General features: G+C 75.3%; 7 protein-coding genes. All 7 read right to left on the bottom strand.

The features are described 5' to 3' along the window. Positions 1-5: 5 nt before the first annotated feature. The 7 genes from ACRAKF_RS26170 to ku all read right to left on the bottom strand — a co-directional run bounded on the left by ACRAKF_RS26170 (position 6) and on the right by ku (position 16,681). Positions 6-4,160 carry a non-ribosomal peptide synthetase gene (locus ACRAKF_RS26170; protein WP_447039992.1) on the bottom strand — a complete coding sequence of 1,385 codons (4,155 nt, stop codon included), beginning with the start codon at positions 4,158-4,160 and terminating at the stop codon, positions 6-8. Beyond that, a complete protein-coding gene (locus ACRAKF_RS26165; RefSeq protein ID WP_447039991.1) occupies positions 4,157-8,944 on the bottom strand; it encodes an amino acid adenylation domain-containing protein in 4,788 nt (1,595 codons plus the stop codon). The genes ACRAKF_RS26170 and ACRAKF_RS26165 overlap by 4 nt, the downstream gene beginning before the upstream one ends. Beyond that, entirely contained in the window at positions 8,941-10,020 is a 1,080-nt protein-coding gene (locus ACRAKF_RS26160) for a MupA/Atu3671 family FMN-dependent luciferase-like monooxygenase (RefSeq protein ID WP_447039990.1), read from the bottom strand. Before ACRAKF_RS26160 ends, ACRAKF_RS26165 begins: the two co-directional genes overlap by 4 nt. After that, entirely contained in the window at positions 10,005-13,634 is a 3,630-nt protein-coding gene (locus tag ACRAKF_RS26155; RefSeq protein ID WP_447039989.1) for an amino acid adenylation domain-containing protein, read from the bottom strand. The genes ACRAKF_RS26160 and ACRAKF_RS26155 overlap by 16 nt, the downstream gene beginning before the upstream one ends. Then, positions 13,627-14,982 carry an MFS transporter gene (locus tag ACRAKF_RS26150; RefSeq protein ID WP_447039988.1) on the bottom strand — a complete coding sequence of 452 codons (1,356 nt, stop codon included), beginning with the start codon at positions 14,980-14,982 and terminating at the stop codon, positions 13,627-13,629. The genes ACRAKF_RS26155 and ACRAKF_RS26150 overlap by 8 nt, the downstream gene beginning before the upstream one ends. 94 nt (positions 14,983-15,076) lie before the next feature. Then, entirely contained in the window at positions 15,077-15,283 is a 207-nt protein-coding gene (locus ACRAKF_RS26145) for an MbtH family protein (RefSeq protein ID WP_447039987.1), read from the bottom strand. 267 nt (positions 15,284-15,550) lie between these two features. Then, on the bottom strand, positions 15,551-16,681 hold the full coding sequence (ku, locus tag ACRAKF_RS26140) for a non-homologous end joining protein Ku (protein ID WP_447039986.1): 1,131 nt from the start codon (positions 16,679-16,681) through the stop codon (positions 15,551-15,553). Between the last annotated feature and the right edge of the window lie 44 nt (positions 16,682-16,725).

The raw sequence follows: 16,725 nt of genomic DNA, 5'->3' as shown, positions 1-16,725 counted from the left end.
TGTTCTCACTCTCCCTGGAGGGGGACTCGGGGGCCCTGCGGGAGGGCGGCTTCGACGGCGGTTTCCAGCGCCTCGGCGATCTGTGCGGCCGGCGCCGGGTCGAGCACCTCGGCGTGGGCGCAGGCCAGTTCGTGGACCTCCACCGCCGCGGCGGCCCGGCGCCAGGCCGCCGCCTTGGTGCCGGTCGGGACGGCTTCCGGGTCACGGGTGGCGGCGAAGAGGGTGACCGTGCCGTCGTAACGGGACGGAATCCAGCTCCGGCCCAGCTCCACGTGGCGGGCGATGGCCCCGGCCAGGGCGGTCAGGCGTTGCTCGCCCAGGCCGTCCAGGGCGGCGCCCTCCTCGCGGAGGATGCGCCTCGCCTCCTCCTTCACCACGGCCTCGGCGAGCGGGGTGCGCGCCGTCTCCGGCGGCTTCGGCATGGCGTCCACCACGGCGAGCAGCGCGACCTCCTCGCCGGACGCCCGCAGCAGGACCGCCATCTCGTGCGCCACGGGTCCGCCGAAGGACCGCCCGAGGAGCAGGTAGGGGCCTTGCGGCTGGACCGCCCTGACGCGAGCCACGTAGGCGGCCGCCAGTTCCGTCACGTCGGCGGGGAGCGGGTCGCCGGCCCCCGACAGTGCCGGTGCCTGGAGGGCGTGGACGGGGCGGGACGGGTGCAGGTGCGGCAGCAGGGCTCTGTACGCCCAGCTCACGCCGAGCCCGGGGTGCACGCAGAACAGCGGGGTACGGTCGCCTCCCGCGCGCAGGGTGAGCAGCGGGGCCAGGCTGTCCTGCCCGGCGGGGGCGGAGCCGTCCAGGCGGGCGATGAGCCCGGCGGGGGTCGGCGCCGCGAAGAGCGCGGCCACGGGTACGCGTACCCCCCAGGCCGCCTCGATCCTGTCCGCCAGGCGCAGCGCGCTCAGCGAGTGGCCGCCGGACGCGAAGAAGTCCGTGTCGGGGCCGGTCTCCGCGAGGCCGAGGACCTCGCCGAACAGCGCGCACAGCTCCTTCTCGCGGACGGTGCCCGGCGCGCGCGAGGCCTGCTCGGCGGCGGCCGGATCGGGCAGTGCGGCCCGGTCGGCCTTGCCGTGGGCGGTGACCGGCACGGCGTCGACGCGCACCCAGGCGGTGGGCAGCAGGTGGGCGGGCAGCAGCCCCGCGGCGGCGTCCCGCACCCGGGCCAGGGGGTCGGCGGCCTGGGCACCGGCCAGGGGATCAGCGGCATCCCGCGCCCCGTCCGACAGGTCACCGGCGCCCCGCCCCTCGTCCAGCAGGTCACCGGCGTCCCGCACCCGGGCCAGGGGATCGGCGGCCTGGGCACCGGCCAGGGGATCAGCGGCATCCCGCACCCCGTCCGACAGGTCACCGGCGCCCCGCCCCTCGTCCAGCAGGTCACCGGCGCCCCGCGCCCCGTCCGGCAGGTCACCGGCGGCCGGTCGCGCCGTCGGCACGATCCACGCCACGAGCCGGCTGCCGCCGCCCGGCGCGGGCCTCGCGGCCACGACCGCGCGGGCCACCCCGGGGCAGGACTCCAGGGCCGCCTCCACCTCCGCGGGTTCGACGCGGAAGCCGCGGATCTTCACCTGGTCGTCCGCGCGGCCCGCGAAGGCGAGGCTGCCGTCGGGGTTCCTGCGTGCCAGGTCCCCGGTGCGGTACATACGGGCGCCGGGGTCCCCGTACGGGTCGGCGACGAAGCGTTCGGCGGTGGCCGCGGGGCGGCCGAGGTAGCCGTGGGCGAGTCCCGCTCCCGCGAGGTACAGCTCGCCCGCGCAGCCGTCGGGCACCGGGCGGAGCCGTGCGTCGAGCACGTGGGCGCGGGTGCCGTCCAGGGGCGTGCCGATCGGCAGCGGGCCGCTCGGCAGGGGGCTCGGGACGCGGTGGGCCGTGGCGAACACCGTGGCCTCGGTGGGGCCGTAGCCGTTCACCACGGCCGTGCCGGGGCAGGCGTTCCGGACGCGGCGCACCGCTTCGGGGTCCACCACGTCGCCGCCGGTCCACACCTCGCGCACGCCGCGCAGCGACGCGGGCGCCAACTCGGCGACGGTGCGGAACAGTTCGGCCGTGAGCCACAGGGCCGTGACGCCCCGCTCGGGCAGGACGCGGGCGAGGAGGGCGGGGGTGACGGGCTCGTCGGGGCAGATGACGACCGTGCCGCCGGTCAGGAGCGGGACCCACACCTCGTAGGTGGCGGCGTCGAAGGTGTGCGGGCTGTGCAGCAGCACGCGGCGGTGCGGGCCGCCGCCGGCCTCCGGTACGGAACCGGCCCCCCGTACCGGACCGGCGGTCCCGAAGCGGCTGTCCGCCGCCAGTTCCGCGATGGCCCGCTGCGGGACGACGACCCCCTTGGGCTCCCCGCTCGACCCGGAGGTGTACATCACGCAGGCCGGGGACTCGGGGTGGGCGTGGTCCCCGAGGCCCGCCGCCACCTCCGCCACCGCTTCCGCCGCCCCCGGCGATCCAGCGGCCAGGTCCACGTGGCGCAGCCCGGGCGGGAGTTCGGCCGTCGGCTCCCCGTGGCTCACCACGACGCGCGCCGACGCCGCCTCAAGGAGCCGCCGCAACCGCTCCCCCGGCTGCGCCGGATCCAGCGGCAGCCAGCACGCCCCCGCCTTGAGCACCGCGAGCTGGGCGACGATCAGGGACGGCGAGCGGGGCAGGAGCAGGGCGACGGTGGAGCCGGGCGTGACGCCCGCCGCGACGAGCCGCCGGGCCACCCGGTCCGACTCGGCGTCGAGACCCGCGTACGTGAGGACCTCGCCGCCGCTCTCGACGGCGGGCGCGTCCGGGGTACGGGCGGCCCGGGCGGCGAACCGCCCGGTCACCGTGGCGGGCCCGGGCACCGCGGCCGCCGGGGCACCGGCCGCACGCGCGAGCAGCTCGCGGTGCTCGTCGTCCGGGAGTACGTCGATACGGTCGACCGGCGTGGCCGGGTCGCCCGCGAGCTGCTCGAAGGCGCGGACCACGCGGGCCGTGACCGCCGCCGCGGAGAGGCCGTACCGGCAGCCCACGGCGAGCAGCATGCGCTCCCCGGCGACGACGGCCAGCGTCACGGGGTAGTGCGTGGCGTCGCGGACATCCCGTACGCGCACGGCGTACGGGTCGTCCGGCGGCTCCTCCGCGCCGCGCGGGAAGTTCTCGAAGGCGAGCACCGAGTCGAAGAGCTCCCCCGCGCCCGCACCGCCGGGCAGGCCTCGCCGTACCTCGGCGAGGCGCACGTGGTGGTACGGGACGAGCCGTGACTGCTCGTCCTGGACGCGGGCGAGGAGCTCCCCGGTGGTCTCCCCCTCGCGCAGCCTCACCCGCACCGGCAGCGTGTTGATGAACAGGCCCACCATCTCCCCCGCGCCGGGCAGATCGTGCGGGCGGCCAGAGACGACCCCGCCGAAGACCAGGTCGCGGCCACCGGTCAGCCGGGCGAGCACCAGGGCCCAGGCGGTCTGCGTCAGGGTGTTGAGTGTGACGCCCGCATCGGCGGCGCGCCGGGTGAGGGCGGCGGTCAGCTCGGCGCTGAGGTGCAGCCTGCACGTGTCGGGCTCCGCGGTGTCGTCCTGGTCGCGGGGCACGAGTGGCGCCGGTGGTGCCAGGCCGGCGAGGGCGTCGCGCCAGGCCGCCTCGGCGCGGCCCTGGTCCTGGCGGCTCAGCCAGAGCGCGTAGCTCCGGTAGGGCACGGCGGGCGGCAGGCCGCGCCCGGTGACCAGCGCCGCGAGGTCCCGTTCGATGACGGGGACGGACCAGCCGTCGAGCAGGATGTGGTGGAAGGTGAGGACGAGTTCGCCGCCGTCGGCGTGGCGCAGGAACAGGGCGCGGACCAGCGGCGGACGCGCCAGGTCGAAGCGGTGGGCGCGGTCATCGGCGAGCAGCGCGTCGGTCCTGGCCGCCGCGTCGGCCGATGGCAGCGTTGTCAGGTCGGCCTCCGTCCAGGGCAGCGTGACCGCGTGCGGGATGACCTGCACCGGGCGGTCCAGGCGTGCGTGCCGGAAGCAGGCGCGGAGGTTCGGGTGCCGCTCCAGGAGGGCGGCGAGCGCGGTGCGCAGCGCGCTCGCCGTGACCGCGGGGCCGACGCGGAACCGGGCCTGGACCAGGTACGGGTCGGGGCCCTCCGCGTCCCGTACGGCGTGGAAGAGCAGGCCCTCCTGTACGGGGGTGAGCGGCAGGACGTCCGCGATGCGCCCGCTCATCGCCCGCCCTCCGCGGGGCTCCCGAAGCCGCCCGGGTCACCGCCCGGCCCGTCCAATCCGTCCAGGCCGTCCAAACCGCCCTCCAGGAGCGCCAGTTGCTCCGCCGACAGGTTCACCAGCGGGAAGTCGGACGGAGTGGCGCCGACCGGGCCGCCCTCCTTGGTCTCGCGCGCCAGCAGGGCGAGGGCCTCGCGCCACTGTCCTGCGAGTGCGCGCACCTCGTCCTTGGCGAGGACCCCCTCCGCGTACGAGAAGGTCACCTCGATCAGGAGCCCGTCGGCGCCGTCCTTGGCGAGGGCGTCGATCTCCAGGGCGTGGCCCAGCGGCACGGCCCCGGCGCCCCCGTCCAGGAGTTCGCCGCCCGCCGCGTCGCCCGCGGTGAGCCGGCCGAGGTAGTTGAAGCGGACGTCGGGCACGGGCAGTTCGGCCAGTTCCGCCGCCGTCCCGGGGTTGAGGTGGCGCAGGAGGCCCCAGCCGATGCCGCCGTTCGGCACGGACCTCAGCCGCTCCTTCACCGCCTTGAGCACCTCGCCCGCCGGGGTCTCCCCCGGCCGCCCGACGTCGAGCAGGACCGGGTACTGCGTGGTGAACCAGCCGACCGTGCGGGAGATGTCCGTGGGCACGGACAGGGCCTCCCTGCCATGGCCTTCGAGATGGACGAGCAGGCCCGTACCCGCGCCCCGGTGGCGTACGGCCGCCGAGGCGAGCGCGGAGAGCAGGACCGCGTCGGCGCCGCAGTTGTAGGCGGCGGGCAGTGTCGTGAGCGCGGCCTCGGTGAGGTCGGCGGGCAGTTCGACGGTAAGGGTCGCGCGGCGGGCCCCGGCGCCCTGCCCCTCGGCGATCCTGGCGTCGGCGGCGTCGGCGAGGGCCGTGCGCCACCAGCTCAGTTCGGCGGTGAGCTCGGGCCGCTCGGACTCCTCGGCGAGGAGCAGCGCCCAGCGGTGGAAGGAGGTGCCGGGGGCGGCCGGTGCGGAGGTGCCGGGGGCGGCCGGTGCGGTGCCGCCGCCGGGAAGCGCTCCGGTGGGCTCGGCGAGCGCGGCGGCCAGCTCCGGCCCGATCACCCGCCACGAGACACCGTCGACCGCCAGGTGGTGCAGGGTCAGCAGGAGCAGGCCCGCGCGGTCAGGACCCGCGTCGAGCCAGACCGCCCGCATCATCTCGCCGTCCTCGGGCGCGAGGCGCGTCCTGGCCGCGAGCCGCCGTGCCTTCGCCAGGGCGTCGCCGTCGGCGGGGACCTCGACGCGCACGAGTCCGGCCCCGGCCGGTACCGCCCGCGCCACCTCGGCCTGGAGGTCCGGCGCGAGGAGCCGCATGCGCAGCACGCCGTGCCGCTCCGCGAGGCCCCGTACGGCCGCCTCGACGCGCGCCGGGGCCGTGCCGGTCGGCACGGGGAACACCATGGACTGCGTGAACGCCCAGGTGTCGCCGCCCTGGCCGAGCCACCACCGCATCACGGGCGTGAGCGGGAAGCGGCCCACTCCGGGGTCCGCGGCGTCCGGGCCCGCGCCGGTCGACGTGTGTGCGTGGACTGCCAGTTGGGCGGGGGTGCGCAGCGTGAACACGTCGCGCGGGGCGAGGACCAGTCCGGCCGCCGAGGCCTGTCCGGTGAGCTGGATGGCCATGATGCTGTCGCCGCCGAGCCGGAAGAAGTCGTCGTCGGCGCCCACCTCCGCGACGCCGAGTACCTGCTCGAACAGGCCGCACAGCTCCTTCTCGCGGGCGGAGACGGGTGCCCGTGACGCCGTGGCGGCACGGGGCGCCGGGAGAGCCGCCCGGTCGAGCTTGCCGCTGGGGGTCAGGGGGATCTCCGCCAGCTCCACGACGTCCGACGGCACCATGTGGGCGGGCAGCCGGGTCGCCGCGTACGCGAGGAGGCCGTTCGGGTCGACGGTGTGGCCGGGGACGGGGACCGCGTAGCCGGTGAGCTGGGGGCGGCCCGTCCCGTCGGCCCGGACGGCGGCCACGGCACGGGCCACCGAGGGATGCCCGGCGAGGACCGCGGCGATCTCGCCCGGCTCGACGCGCAGACCGCGCAGCTTGACCTGCTCGTCGGTGCGGGCCAGGTAGTGCAGGGTGCCGTCGTCGTCGCGGTACGCCAGGTCGCCCGTGCGGTACATGCGGGAGCCGGGGGCGCCGTACGGGTCGGCGACGAAGCGTTCGGCGGTGGCGGCGGGGCGGTTCAGGTAGCCGCGGGCCAGGCCGGCCGAGGCCAGGTACAGCTCGCCCGAGACGCCGGTCGGCACCGGGCGCAGCCGCTCGTCCAGGACGTACACGGCGGTGCCCGCGACGGGGGTGCCGATGGGCGGTGCGGTGCCGTCGCCGGCGAGCGGGTCCGAGAGGGTCGCGGCGACGGTGGCCTCGGTGGGCCCGTAGGCGTTGTGGAAGCGGCGGCCGCCGACGGCCCAGCGTCTCACCAGGTCGGGCGGGCAGGCCTCCGCGCCGACCGCGAGCACGCGCAGCGCCGGGTAGGGGCCGTCGGGCACGCTCGCCAGGACGGAGGGCGGCACCATGGCGCAGGAGATCCGCCGCTCGGCGAAGACCCGGCCGAGCCCGTCCCCCGCGAGGGGCCCGGGCGGCGGCACGACGAGGGTGCCGCCGGGACCGAAGGCCATGCACATCTCGGCCACGGAGATGTCGAACGCCGGTGAGCCGAGCTGGAGGACCCGCGCGCCGGCGTCCAGCGCGAAGCGTTCGACGAGGCTGTGCGTGAGCGCGGCGACCCCGGCGTGGGTGACGACGACGCCCTTGGGGGTGCCGGTGGAGCCGGAGGTGTGGATGACGTAGGCGGGCCGGTCCCGCGCGCACGGCATGTCCCGCAGGGGCTCGCCTTCGTAGGCCCCCCGGTCGAGGACCAGGCGCGGCACGTCCGCCTCGGGCAGTACCTCCGCCGAGCCGGTGACGAGCAGCACGGGCGCCGCGTCGTCCAGCGCCGCGCGCAGGCGTTCGGCCGGGTAGTCGGGGTCGAGGGGCAGGTACGCGGCGCCCGCCCGCTGCACGGCGAGCGCGGCCACCGTGAACTCCGCGCCGCGGCCGAGGGCGAGGGCCACGGTCCGCTCCGGGCCCGCGCCGCGTCGGGCGAGCAGCCCCGCGAGGCGGTTCACGCGGTCGTTCAGTCCGGCGTACGTGAGGCGCAGCCCGTCGGCTTCGACGGCGGGCGCATCGGGGGTGCGGGCGGCGTGCCGGGCGACGGTGTCCGGGAGCGCCTCGGCGGCGGGGGCGGCCGGGCCCCGCGCCAGGGCGAGCAGGCGGTGGCGTTCGGCCCCGGGCACCATGTCGAGGTCGCGCAGGAGCGCGGCCGGGTCGGCGGTGACCTGCCCGAGCAGGGCGAGGTAGCTGTCCGCCCAGCGGGTGACGGCCTCGGGCGAGAAGAGGTCCGTGCGGATCTCGAAGCTGCCGTCCATGCCGTCGCCGCTGTCGCGGACCACGCCGACGAGGTCGTGCTCGCCGCCGGTGTGGATGCGCTCGGGCTCGGCGAACTCCCGTACGGCCGAGACGCTTGGCTGCTCCGTGAGGTGCATGAACACCCACTGGAACAGCGGGGAGCGGCCCGCGCTGCGCTCGGGGGCCGCGGCCGAGACGATGCGGCCCACCGGCAGGTCGGCGTTGGCCATCAGGCCGGGGAAGTCGGTGCCGAAGCGGGCGAGGACGTCCGCGAAGGAGTCGTCCCGGGCGATGCGCCAGCGGGTCGGCACGGCGTTCATCACGTACCCGATGACGTGTTCGAGGCCCTTGGCCGAGCGGTTCGCGACGGGGGTGCCGAGCACCAGGTCGTCGGCGCCGGACACGCGGTGCGCGAGGACCGCGAAGGCCGTCATCAGGACGACGTACACCGAGGCGCCGCGCTCGCGGGCCAGCGCACGCACCGCCCGCGTGGTCTGTGCGTCGACGCGGAAGCGGATCTGGACGATGCCGTCCTCGCCGGCGTCCGGGCTGCCGTGGCCGGGCACGGTCAGCGGGCCCGGCGGCTCGGCGAGGTAGCGGCGCCAGAAGTCGAGGCGGGCGCCGAAGACCCCGGCGGCCTCCAGCTCGCCCTGCCAGGAGGCGAAGTCGGCGTACTGGATCGCCGGGCGGCTCAGCTTCGGCTCGGTGCCGTCGCGGACGGCGCGGTACGCCTCGGCGAACTCCGTCTGGAGGACGTCGAAGGACCACCAGTCGGTGATGATGTGGTGCAGGCTCAGCATCAGCGTCGTACGTGTGTCGTCGACGCGTACGAAACGGCCCCTGATCAGGCGTTCGGCGCCCAGGTCGAAGGGGCGGCGGCGGAAGGCCCGGAAGGCCTGCCCGATGGTGGTGCCGGTGCCGCGCAGGTCCTCGCGCTCCAGGACGAAGGGGCCCTCGTCGGGGAAGTCGACGTGCGGGGCGTCGGCCGTGCCGGAGATCCGGGTGCGCAGGATGTCGTGGTGGCGCTGGACCAGGGTGAGCGCGGCCTCCAGGTGGGCGGGGTCGACCGGGCCGCGTTCCGCGTCGAAGTGGTAGGCGCAGCAGAGGTTGAGTGCCGGGGTGCCGGGATACAGCGACTCGTACACCCACAGGTCCCGCTGGGCGGGGCTGAGCGGCACCGTGCCGCCGGCGTCGCGCGGCGGCACGGCCGCGGGGATCTCCCGGGCCCGGTCGGCGTCGACGAGGCGGCGCATCAGCCGCACCCGCTGCTCACCGCTGAGGGCGCCGAAGCGGTCGGCCATGGAGGGCTGCCGGCCCGGGGTCGCGGGCTGGTTCGGGGCCGGAGGCTGGTTCGGGGGCGCGGGCTGGTTCGGGGTCGCGGGCTGGTTCGGGGGCGGGGTCACAGTGCGGCCTCTTTCAGCTCGGCGAGGCGGTGCAGCCCCGCGAGTACCTCGTCGCGTCCGATGCCGAAGTCGATGAAGCAGGCCACCTCGTCGACGCCCAGGTCGCGCAGGTCGGCCAGCATCTTGGCGCAGTGGCCGGGCGAGCCGAGCAGGCTGCCCCAGTTCAGATAGCGGCGGTAGGCGAACTCGGCGAGCATCGCGTTCTGTTCGTCCGTCAGCTCCGCGCCCGCGCGGGCGTCCGCGGCCCGGTTGGCGGCGGTCTGCCGCAGGTAGGAGCCGAGGTACGCCTTGAGGGGCTCGGCGGCGAGGCGGTGCACCTCGGCGTCGTCCGCGCCGACGTAGGTGTGCGCCATCAGCGTGACGCGGCCGTGCGCGTCGGTGCCCGCCTGGTCGGGGACGGCGGCGCAGGCCGCGCGGTAGCGGGCGATCTTCTCGGCCAGCTCGTCCCTGCTCTGCCCGACGGTCGCGCCGAGCACCCCGGCGCGCAGCCGCCCGGCCGCCTCCCAGGTCTCGGGGTTGCCGGACGTGGTGATCCACAGCGGCAGCTCGCGCTGCACGGGCCGGGGCTGCGGGACGACGCTGACCGGCTGCCCGGTGCCGTCCGGGTACTCGGCCGGCTCGCCCGCCCACAGGCGCCGCAGCTCGGGGACGGTCCGCAGGGTGCGCTCCCTGCGGTCCTCGTAGTGGCCGGGGGCGAGGGTGAAGTCGGTGGAGTGCCAGCCGGTGGCGACGGAGAGGCCGACCCTGCCGTGCGAGAGGTTGTCGACGACCGCCCAGTCCTCGGCGACCTTCAGCGGATGGTGCAGGGGCAGGACGACGCTGCCCGCGCGGATGCCGATGCGCTCGGTGGCGACGGCGAGGGCGGCGCCGAGCACGGGCGGGCTGGGGAAGACCTGGCCGACCTGCTGGAAGTGGCGCTCGGGGGTCCAGATGGCGTGGAAGCCGAGGCGGTCGGCGGTACGGGCGACGGTGAGGATGTCCTCGTACGCCCGTGCGTGGCCCCCCGTCCCCGCTTCCGGAGCGGTCCCCGGCGCGGCGCCGTTGTCCGCGCCGAAGAACATCACGCTGAGGTCCACGGTCTCTCCTCCTGCTGCCTGCTGAGGTGGCTCTGCTGGGCCTGCTGCCGGGGCACGCGCGGGCGCCGGGGTATGGGGGCCGGGGCGGGCGCTGCCGTGGCAGGGGCGCGCTCCAGTTCGGCCGCGAGGGCGGCGACGGTGGGGGCGGCGAAGAGCTGCGCGGCCGTGGTGGGCCGTGCGGCCGTGGTGAGCCGGGCCGCGACGCGCACCGCGCGCAGCGAGTTGCCGCCCAGGGCGAAGAAGTCGTCGGTACGGCCCACTTCGGGTACGCCGAGGACGTCGCGCCAGACGGCGGCGATCTCGCGCTCCAGCGGGGTGACGGGTCCGGCCCCCGGCGTCTTCACCGTCGCCGGTGTCGGTGCCGGTGCGGCGATCATGTCGCTCTCGTCCGCCGCACGCGGTGGTCCGGTCGTGATCAGCTCCGAGAGCCGTGTGTCCGGTGCGGCGGCGGCCGCCTCCAGGGCCTCGGGCAGCGCGTCCGCGAGCCACGTCACGAAGCGCTCCTCCAGGCTGTCGGAGCGGTACTCGAAGGTGAACGTCAGGCCCTCAGGGGCGCCGCCGGGGCCGGTCGCCTCGGTGACGTCCACGAGCAGTTCGAAGCGGGCCTCGCCGGTGCGCACCACCTCGACCCCGGCGTCGGCCCCGGGCAGGCCGACCTCGGCGCGCGCGTTGTTCTGGAGGGCGAGGACGACGTCCGTGAACGGCTGTCCGCCGGGTGTGCGCACCGGGTTGAGCTCGCTCACCACGTCCTCGAAGGGCACGTCCTGGTGGGCGAAGGCGCCGAGGTCGGCCTCCTTCACCCGGGCGAGCACCTGCCGCGCGCCGGGATCGCCGGAGAGGTCGGTGCGCAGGACGAGCATGTTCACGAAGAACCCGACGGCGTCCTCGACGCCGCCGTCCCCCGCGCGCCCGGCCACCGGCGCGCCGATCGCGAGGTCCTCGCCCGCGCCCGCCCGTACGAGGGCCGCGGCGAGGGCGGTGTGCAGGGCCATGAAGAGGGTGGCGCCCTCGGCCCGGGCGGCGTCGAGCAGCCGGGCGTGGGCCTGCGCGCCGAGCCGCCGCACGACGGTGGCCGCGGCCTGGCCTGGCGTGGAGGGGCGGTCCTGGCGCCTGGGGAGGAGGGGGCCGCCGGGGGCGAGCCCGCCCAACCGGTCCCGCCAGTACGGGATCTGCCGCGCCACGAGGGACGCCGGGTCGGCCGGCGTGCCGATGCGGTCCGCCTGCCGGCGGGCGTGTTCGGCGTACGGGACGGGGAGGGGCGGCAGGACCGGCTCTGCCGGGGCGGGGGCGGACGGGGCGGGGGCGGACGGGGCCGGGGTGGTGCGTGCCTCGTAGGCGCGTGTGAGGTCGCGGAAGAGCGGGGCCAGCGACCAGCCGTCCCCCGCGATGTGGTGCACCAGGACGAGCAGCGCGTGCTCGCCGGGCCGCTCGCGCACGCCGAACAGGGTCGCGCGCAGGGGAGGTTCGCCCCGCAGGTCGAAGCGGTGCCGGGCGGCATCGCGTACCGCCGCGTCCAACTCCACCTGCCGCACGGCTACTTGACGGAACGGCGGCCGGGCCTCGGCACCGGACAGCACGCGCCGCACCGGGGCGCCGTCCACCTCGTCGAAGACGGTACGGAGTACCTCGTGCCGCTCGGCCACGTCACCCAGCGCGTCGGCGAGGGCGTCCGCGTCGACCGGGCCCCGCAGCCGCACCAGCATGGGCAGGTTGTACGCGACTCCGGCGCCGAGCCGGTCGAGGAACCAGAGGCGGTGCTGGGCGGGCGAGACGGGCAGCGGGGCATCGGCGTCCGCACGCTCGCGCGGCGGCGGCCCGGGGAGCTTGGGTGCCTTGGCCGCCGCCTCGACGTGCGGGGCGAGCGCGGCGGGGGTGGGCGCGTCGAAGAGCGTACGCAGGTCCAGCTCGGCGCCCAGCGTGGCGCGGACGCGGCCGAGAACCCGGGCGGCCAGCAGGGAGTGGCCGCCCAGGGCGAAGAAGTCGTCGCCGGCGCCGACCTCCGTGACGTGCAGGACATCGGCGAACAGGGCGCACAGCGCGCGGACCGTCTCGCCGTGGGCGGGCCCTGCGGCGGCCCCGGCGGCGGTCGTGGCCGCGCGGGGGGACGGCTCGGGCAGCGCGGCGCGGTCCAGCTTGCCGCTCGGGGTCAGCGGCAGGGCGTCCAGGACCACGAAGGCCGCGGGCACCAGGTAGTCGGCGAGTTCCCGCTCCGCGTGGGACCGGAGCTGGGTCTGCGAGGGCGGCCGGTCGGGGTCGCCGCCGGGCACCACGTACGCGACGAGCTGCCGCTCCCCGTCCGCGTCGGCGCGGGCGGCCACCACGGCGGCGCGGTCGACCGCGGGGTGGCGGGTGAGCGCGGCCTCGACCTCGCCCGGCTCCACGCGGAAGCCGCGGATCTTGACCTGGTCGTCGGCACGGCCGAGGTACTCGAAGACTCCGTCGGGGCGGCGGCGGGCCAGGTCGCCCGTGCGGTAGAGGCGTTCGCCGCCGGCTCCGAAGGGTTCGGCCACGAAGCGTTCGGCGGTCAGGGTGGCGTCGCAGTAGCCGCGGGCGACACCCGCGCCGGCGGCGTACAGCTCGCCCCGCTCACCGTCGGGGACCGGCCGCAGCTTCTCGTCGAGCACGTGGAGGCGCTTGCCGTTCAGCGGCGTGCCGATCGGTACGGGACGGCCGTCGCGGACGTCCTCCGGGGTGATCCGGTGGACGGTGAGGAAGACCATGCACTCGACGGGGCCGTAGCCGTTGCTCAGCCGGAGCCCGGGCTGCCGCTCCAGGGCACGGGCCACGTGCGGGGGCGACAGCGCCTCCCCGCCGACGATCAGCTCGCGCAGCCCGGCGATGGCCTGGGGATACTCGTCGACGATGACGTTGAAGAGCGACCCGGACAGGTACATCGACGTCACGCCGTGCGCCGCGACGAGCCGCGCGATCACGACGGGGTCGGGGCGCCGCCCCGGGTGCAGTACGCAGGTGCCGCCGCCGAGCAGCGGCCCCCACAGTTCCATCGCGAACGCGTCCCACGACACGGGCGCGCACTGGAGCCAGACCGCGCCGGGCCCGAAGGAGGCGAAGCCCTGGCCGCTCAGCGTGGCGGTCACGGCGCGGTGCGGAGCGACGATGCCCTTGGGCCGCCCGGTGGACCCGGAGGTGAACATCACGCAGGCCACGTCACCGCCGCCCACACCGACGGCACCACGGGGCAGCGGGGCGGCTTGGGCGGCGTCTTCCACGGGGATGAAGGCCGGCTCGGCTTCGGCGCCGGGCAACGCATCGTGGGCGGTCCACCACCGTGGCATCGCGTCACGCCGTGCGAGGACCGTCGTCACGCCCGCGTCCGCCGCCATGCCGCGCAGCCGCGCCGCCGGGAAGCCGGGGTCGAGCATCACGTACCCGGCCCCGGCCTTGAGCGTGCCGAGGACCGCCACGGCCAGCTCCGTGGAGCGCTCCAGGTAGATGCCCACGGTGTCCCCGCGCGTCACCCCGTGCGCCACGAGGAGACCGGCCAACCGGGCCGCCGCCGCGTCGAGTTCGGCGTAGCTCAGCCGTTCGTCCCCGTACACCAGGGCGGTCGCGCCGGGTGTCCGTACCGCCTGCTCCTCGAAGAGCTCATGCACGCACCGCGTCGTCATCCTTCTCACCGCCCTTGGCTTCCGGATCGTCCGGCCCGTCCGGATCATCAGAGGTGTCCTCGATGTCCGGCAGCAGTACGTCGATGTCCCTGATCGAACGGCTCGCAAGACCCCACAGCGCCACCGCGAGCCCCGCCACGCCCGCGAGGAAGAGCATCCCGGCCATGCCGCTGCCGGGACCGTCGCCGAACAGCGGGCCGATGAGCGCGAAGACACCGGACCCGTCGGCGGCCTGCGGCTCGAAGACGTGGTCGGCGAGCGGCCCGGAGACCGCCGTGGCGAGCGGCACGGAGATCTGCGACAGGAACATGACGGCGCCGAAGACCCTGCCCTGCCACTCGTAGTCCACCTTCGTCTGCACGATGGCCTGCATGGAGGCGTTGACGAGCGTCATGAGCAGCGATCCGAGCAGCATGGCCGCGCACCAGCCGGCGACGCCGCCGACCAGGGACATGCCGAGCTGCGCGGTCAGGCACATGCCGACGATGCCGAGCATCATGCCCCGGCCCCGGTTCTTCGGCCCGCCCCAGGCGGCCATGAGCAGGCCGCCGACGACACCGCCGACGCCGATCGCGCTGTTCACGGCGGCGAGCGCGCCGTTGCCCGACTTGAGCAGCACCATGGGCTGGATGACGGCGAAGCCGAAGACCATGACGAGGTTGACCGTGCAGAAGTTGACGGTCATGTCGCGCAGGCTCGGCTGCCGGAAGAGGTAGCGCAGGCCGTCGACGGCCTCCGCGGTGATCCTCGTCCGGGGCGCTCCCGCGCCCGCGGGGACCTTGTCGCCCCTCATGCGCACGATGCGTACGCCGATGAGCGCGAAGGCGTAGCTGACCAGGTCGATGACGAGGACGGCGCCGATGCCGGAGACGGCGACCATGATGCCGCCGAGCGCGGGGCCGCAGATGCCCGCGGCGCTCCTGGCCCCGGCCAGCAGGCCGTTGGCGCGCCCCAGTTGGTCCTTGCGCACCAGGAGGGGCACGGCGGCGGTGAGCGCGGGGAGCTGGAAGGCCGCGGAGATGCCGAGGAGGACGGTGGCCGGATAGACCTGCCACGGTTCGAGACCGCCGCCGAAGAAGTGGATGACGGCGAGGATGCCGACGGTGAGGAGTCCGCCCACGTCGGCGATCTGAAGGGCCGACCGTTTGCGGATGCGGTCGATTATCGCGCCTGCGAACGGGCTGAACAGCGCCTGGGGAAGCAGGGCGCAGAGAGACAGCGCGGTGACGGCGGTCGCCTGCTCTCCGGTGGACCAGACCTCGATAATGAAAGCGAATCTGAGAACGGCGCTTCCGACCAGTGAGACGGCCTGTCCCGACCAGACGAGCAGCAAGGGTCCCGCGTCACTGAAACGCCCCGGCTGCCCCTTTTCGCCTTTACCTGCCACCGTTTTCGCTTTTCGCCCCGCTCCGGCGCCCGCGGTCATGTCAGGAGCCGGATATCAGGCTCGCCGGACGCATGTCAGTCCAGTTTTGCTCCACATAAGCCAGCGAATCGGCCCGTGAACTCGCCTCTTGTGCCACATTCCAGCCTGCGGGCACGTCGAGCCGCGCGGGCCAAAGGGTGTGCTGGTTCTCGCCATTGACGAGCACCAGATATTGACCACCCTCATCTTCGAATGGATTCCCCGCCATTTACCTTAAACCCCCCGGTAATCCCAAAGAATCCCTTTGTGTCCGCAGGAATCCTCGCGCGGAGGACGCAATTCCATCAAGGCTTTGTGACATTGATCACAAGGTGGAGGAGGGGGGAGAGTGTGTGTTTTGACCAAATTGAGGGACGGGTCAAATCCGGCCCGCTCCGCGCCGCGTCCGTGGCGGCCCCCGCCCCCGCGCTCCGGGCTTTGCAGTTTGCCGTTCCGCGTCAACCGCGGGGCGGAGTGCCCCGGGTTCTCTCCGGCGTCACGCCGAGGTGCGGCGCTTGGCGGCGCCCTTCTTCGCCGGAGCCGCGTCCTTTCCGGTCGCCTTATTCCCGGATGCTTTCTTGGCGGTGGTTTTCCTGGCGGGGGCGCCTTTGGCGGAGGCCTTGCTCCCGGCCGCCGTCTTGCGGGCGGGAGTCTTGCTTCCGCCCGCCTTCCCGCCGGAGGCAGTCGCCTTCCCCGCAGCCGCCTTCTCCGCAGTCGCCTTCCCCGCAGTCGCCTTCCCCGCAGCCGCCTTCCCCGCAGCCGTCTTCTTGGCGCGCCGTGCCGGAAGCCGGGTCACCTCCGCGACCGAGCCGTCCTCCCGGGGCGCCCCTGATCCGCCGCCCCCGCCCTGGGCCGATCGCGCCGCCCGGACGCTGTTCTCCAGGGCGGCCATCAGGTCGATGACCTTGCCGCCGTCCGCGTCGGCGGCGGGGGCCCGCTCCGTCGTCGTACCGCCCTGCGCCTTCACGGCGACGAGTTCCTCGACCGCAGCGCGGTAGTCGTCGTGGAGCGTGGCGATGTCGACCTCGCCGAGGGTGTCCATCAGGGCGTCCGCCAGGTCGAGTTCGGCGTCGCGGACCGTGACGCGGGCATCGGGCGCCGCCCCTTCCGGCTGCCGGATCTCGTCGGGCCACAGCAGCCCGTGCATGGCGATCACGTCGTCGACCACGCGCAGCATGCCGAGCCGCTCCCGGCCGCGGAGCGCGTAGCGCGCGAGGGCGACCTTGTTGCTCCGTTTGAGTGCCTCGCGCAGCAGCGTGTACGGCTTGGTGGCGGGCACGCCGTTGGCCGAGAGGTAGTACGCGGTGTCCATCTGGAGCGGGTCGACGCGGTCCGCGGGGACGAAGGCGACGATCTCGATCGTCTTGGCCGTGGGGATCGGCAGCGCGGCCAGGTCCTCGTCCGTGATCGGGATGATCGAGCCGTCCGCGTCCTGGTAGCCCTTGCCGATCTCCGCCGACGTCACCTCGCGGTCCTCCGCCTCGCACACCTTGCGGTAGCGGATGCGGCCGCCGTCCTCCGCGTGGACCTGGCGGAAGGAGACCGAGTGGTTCTCGGTGGCGTTCACCAGCTTGATGGGGATGCTGACCAGACCGAAGGAGATCGCGCCGTTCCAGATCGACCGCACGTCCGGCACCTCTCATTCCGCGTCGAGGGTTTCGTCATGGTTCA

Source organism: Streptomyces sp. DSM 118878 (assembly GCF_052936595.1).
The sequence above is the reverse complement of the archived record's forward strand: the minus strand, read 5'-3'. Positions and strand labels throughout refer to the sequence as shown.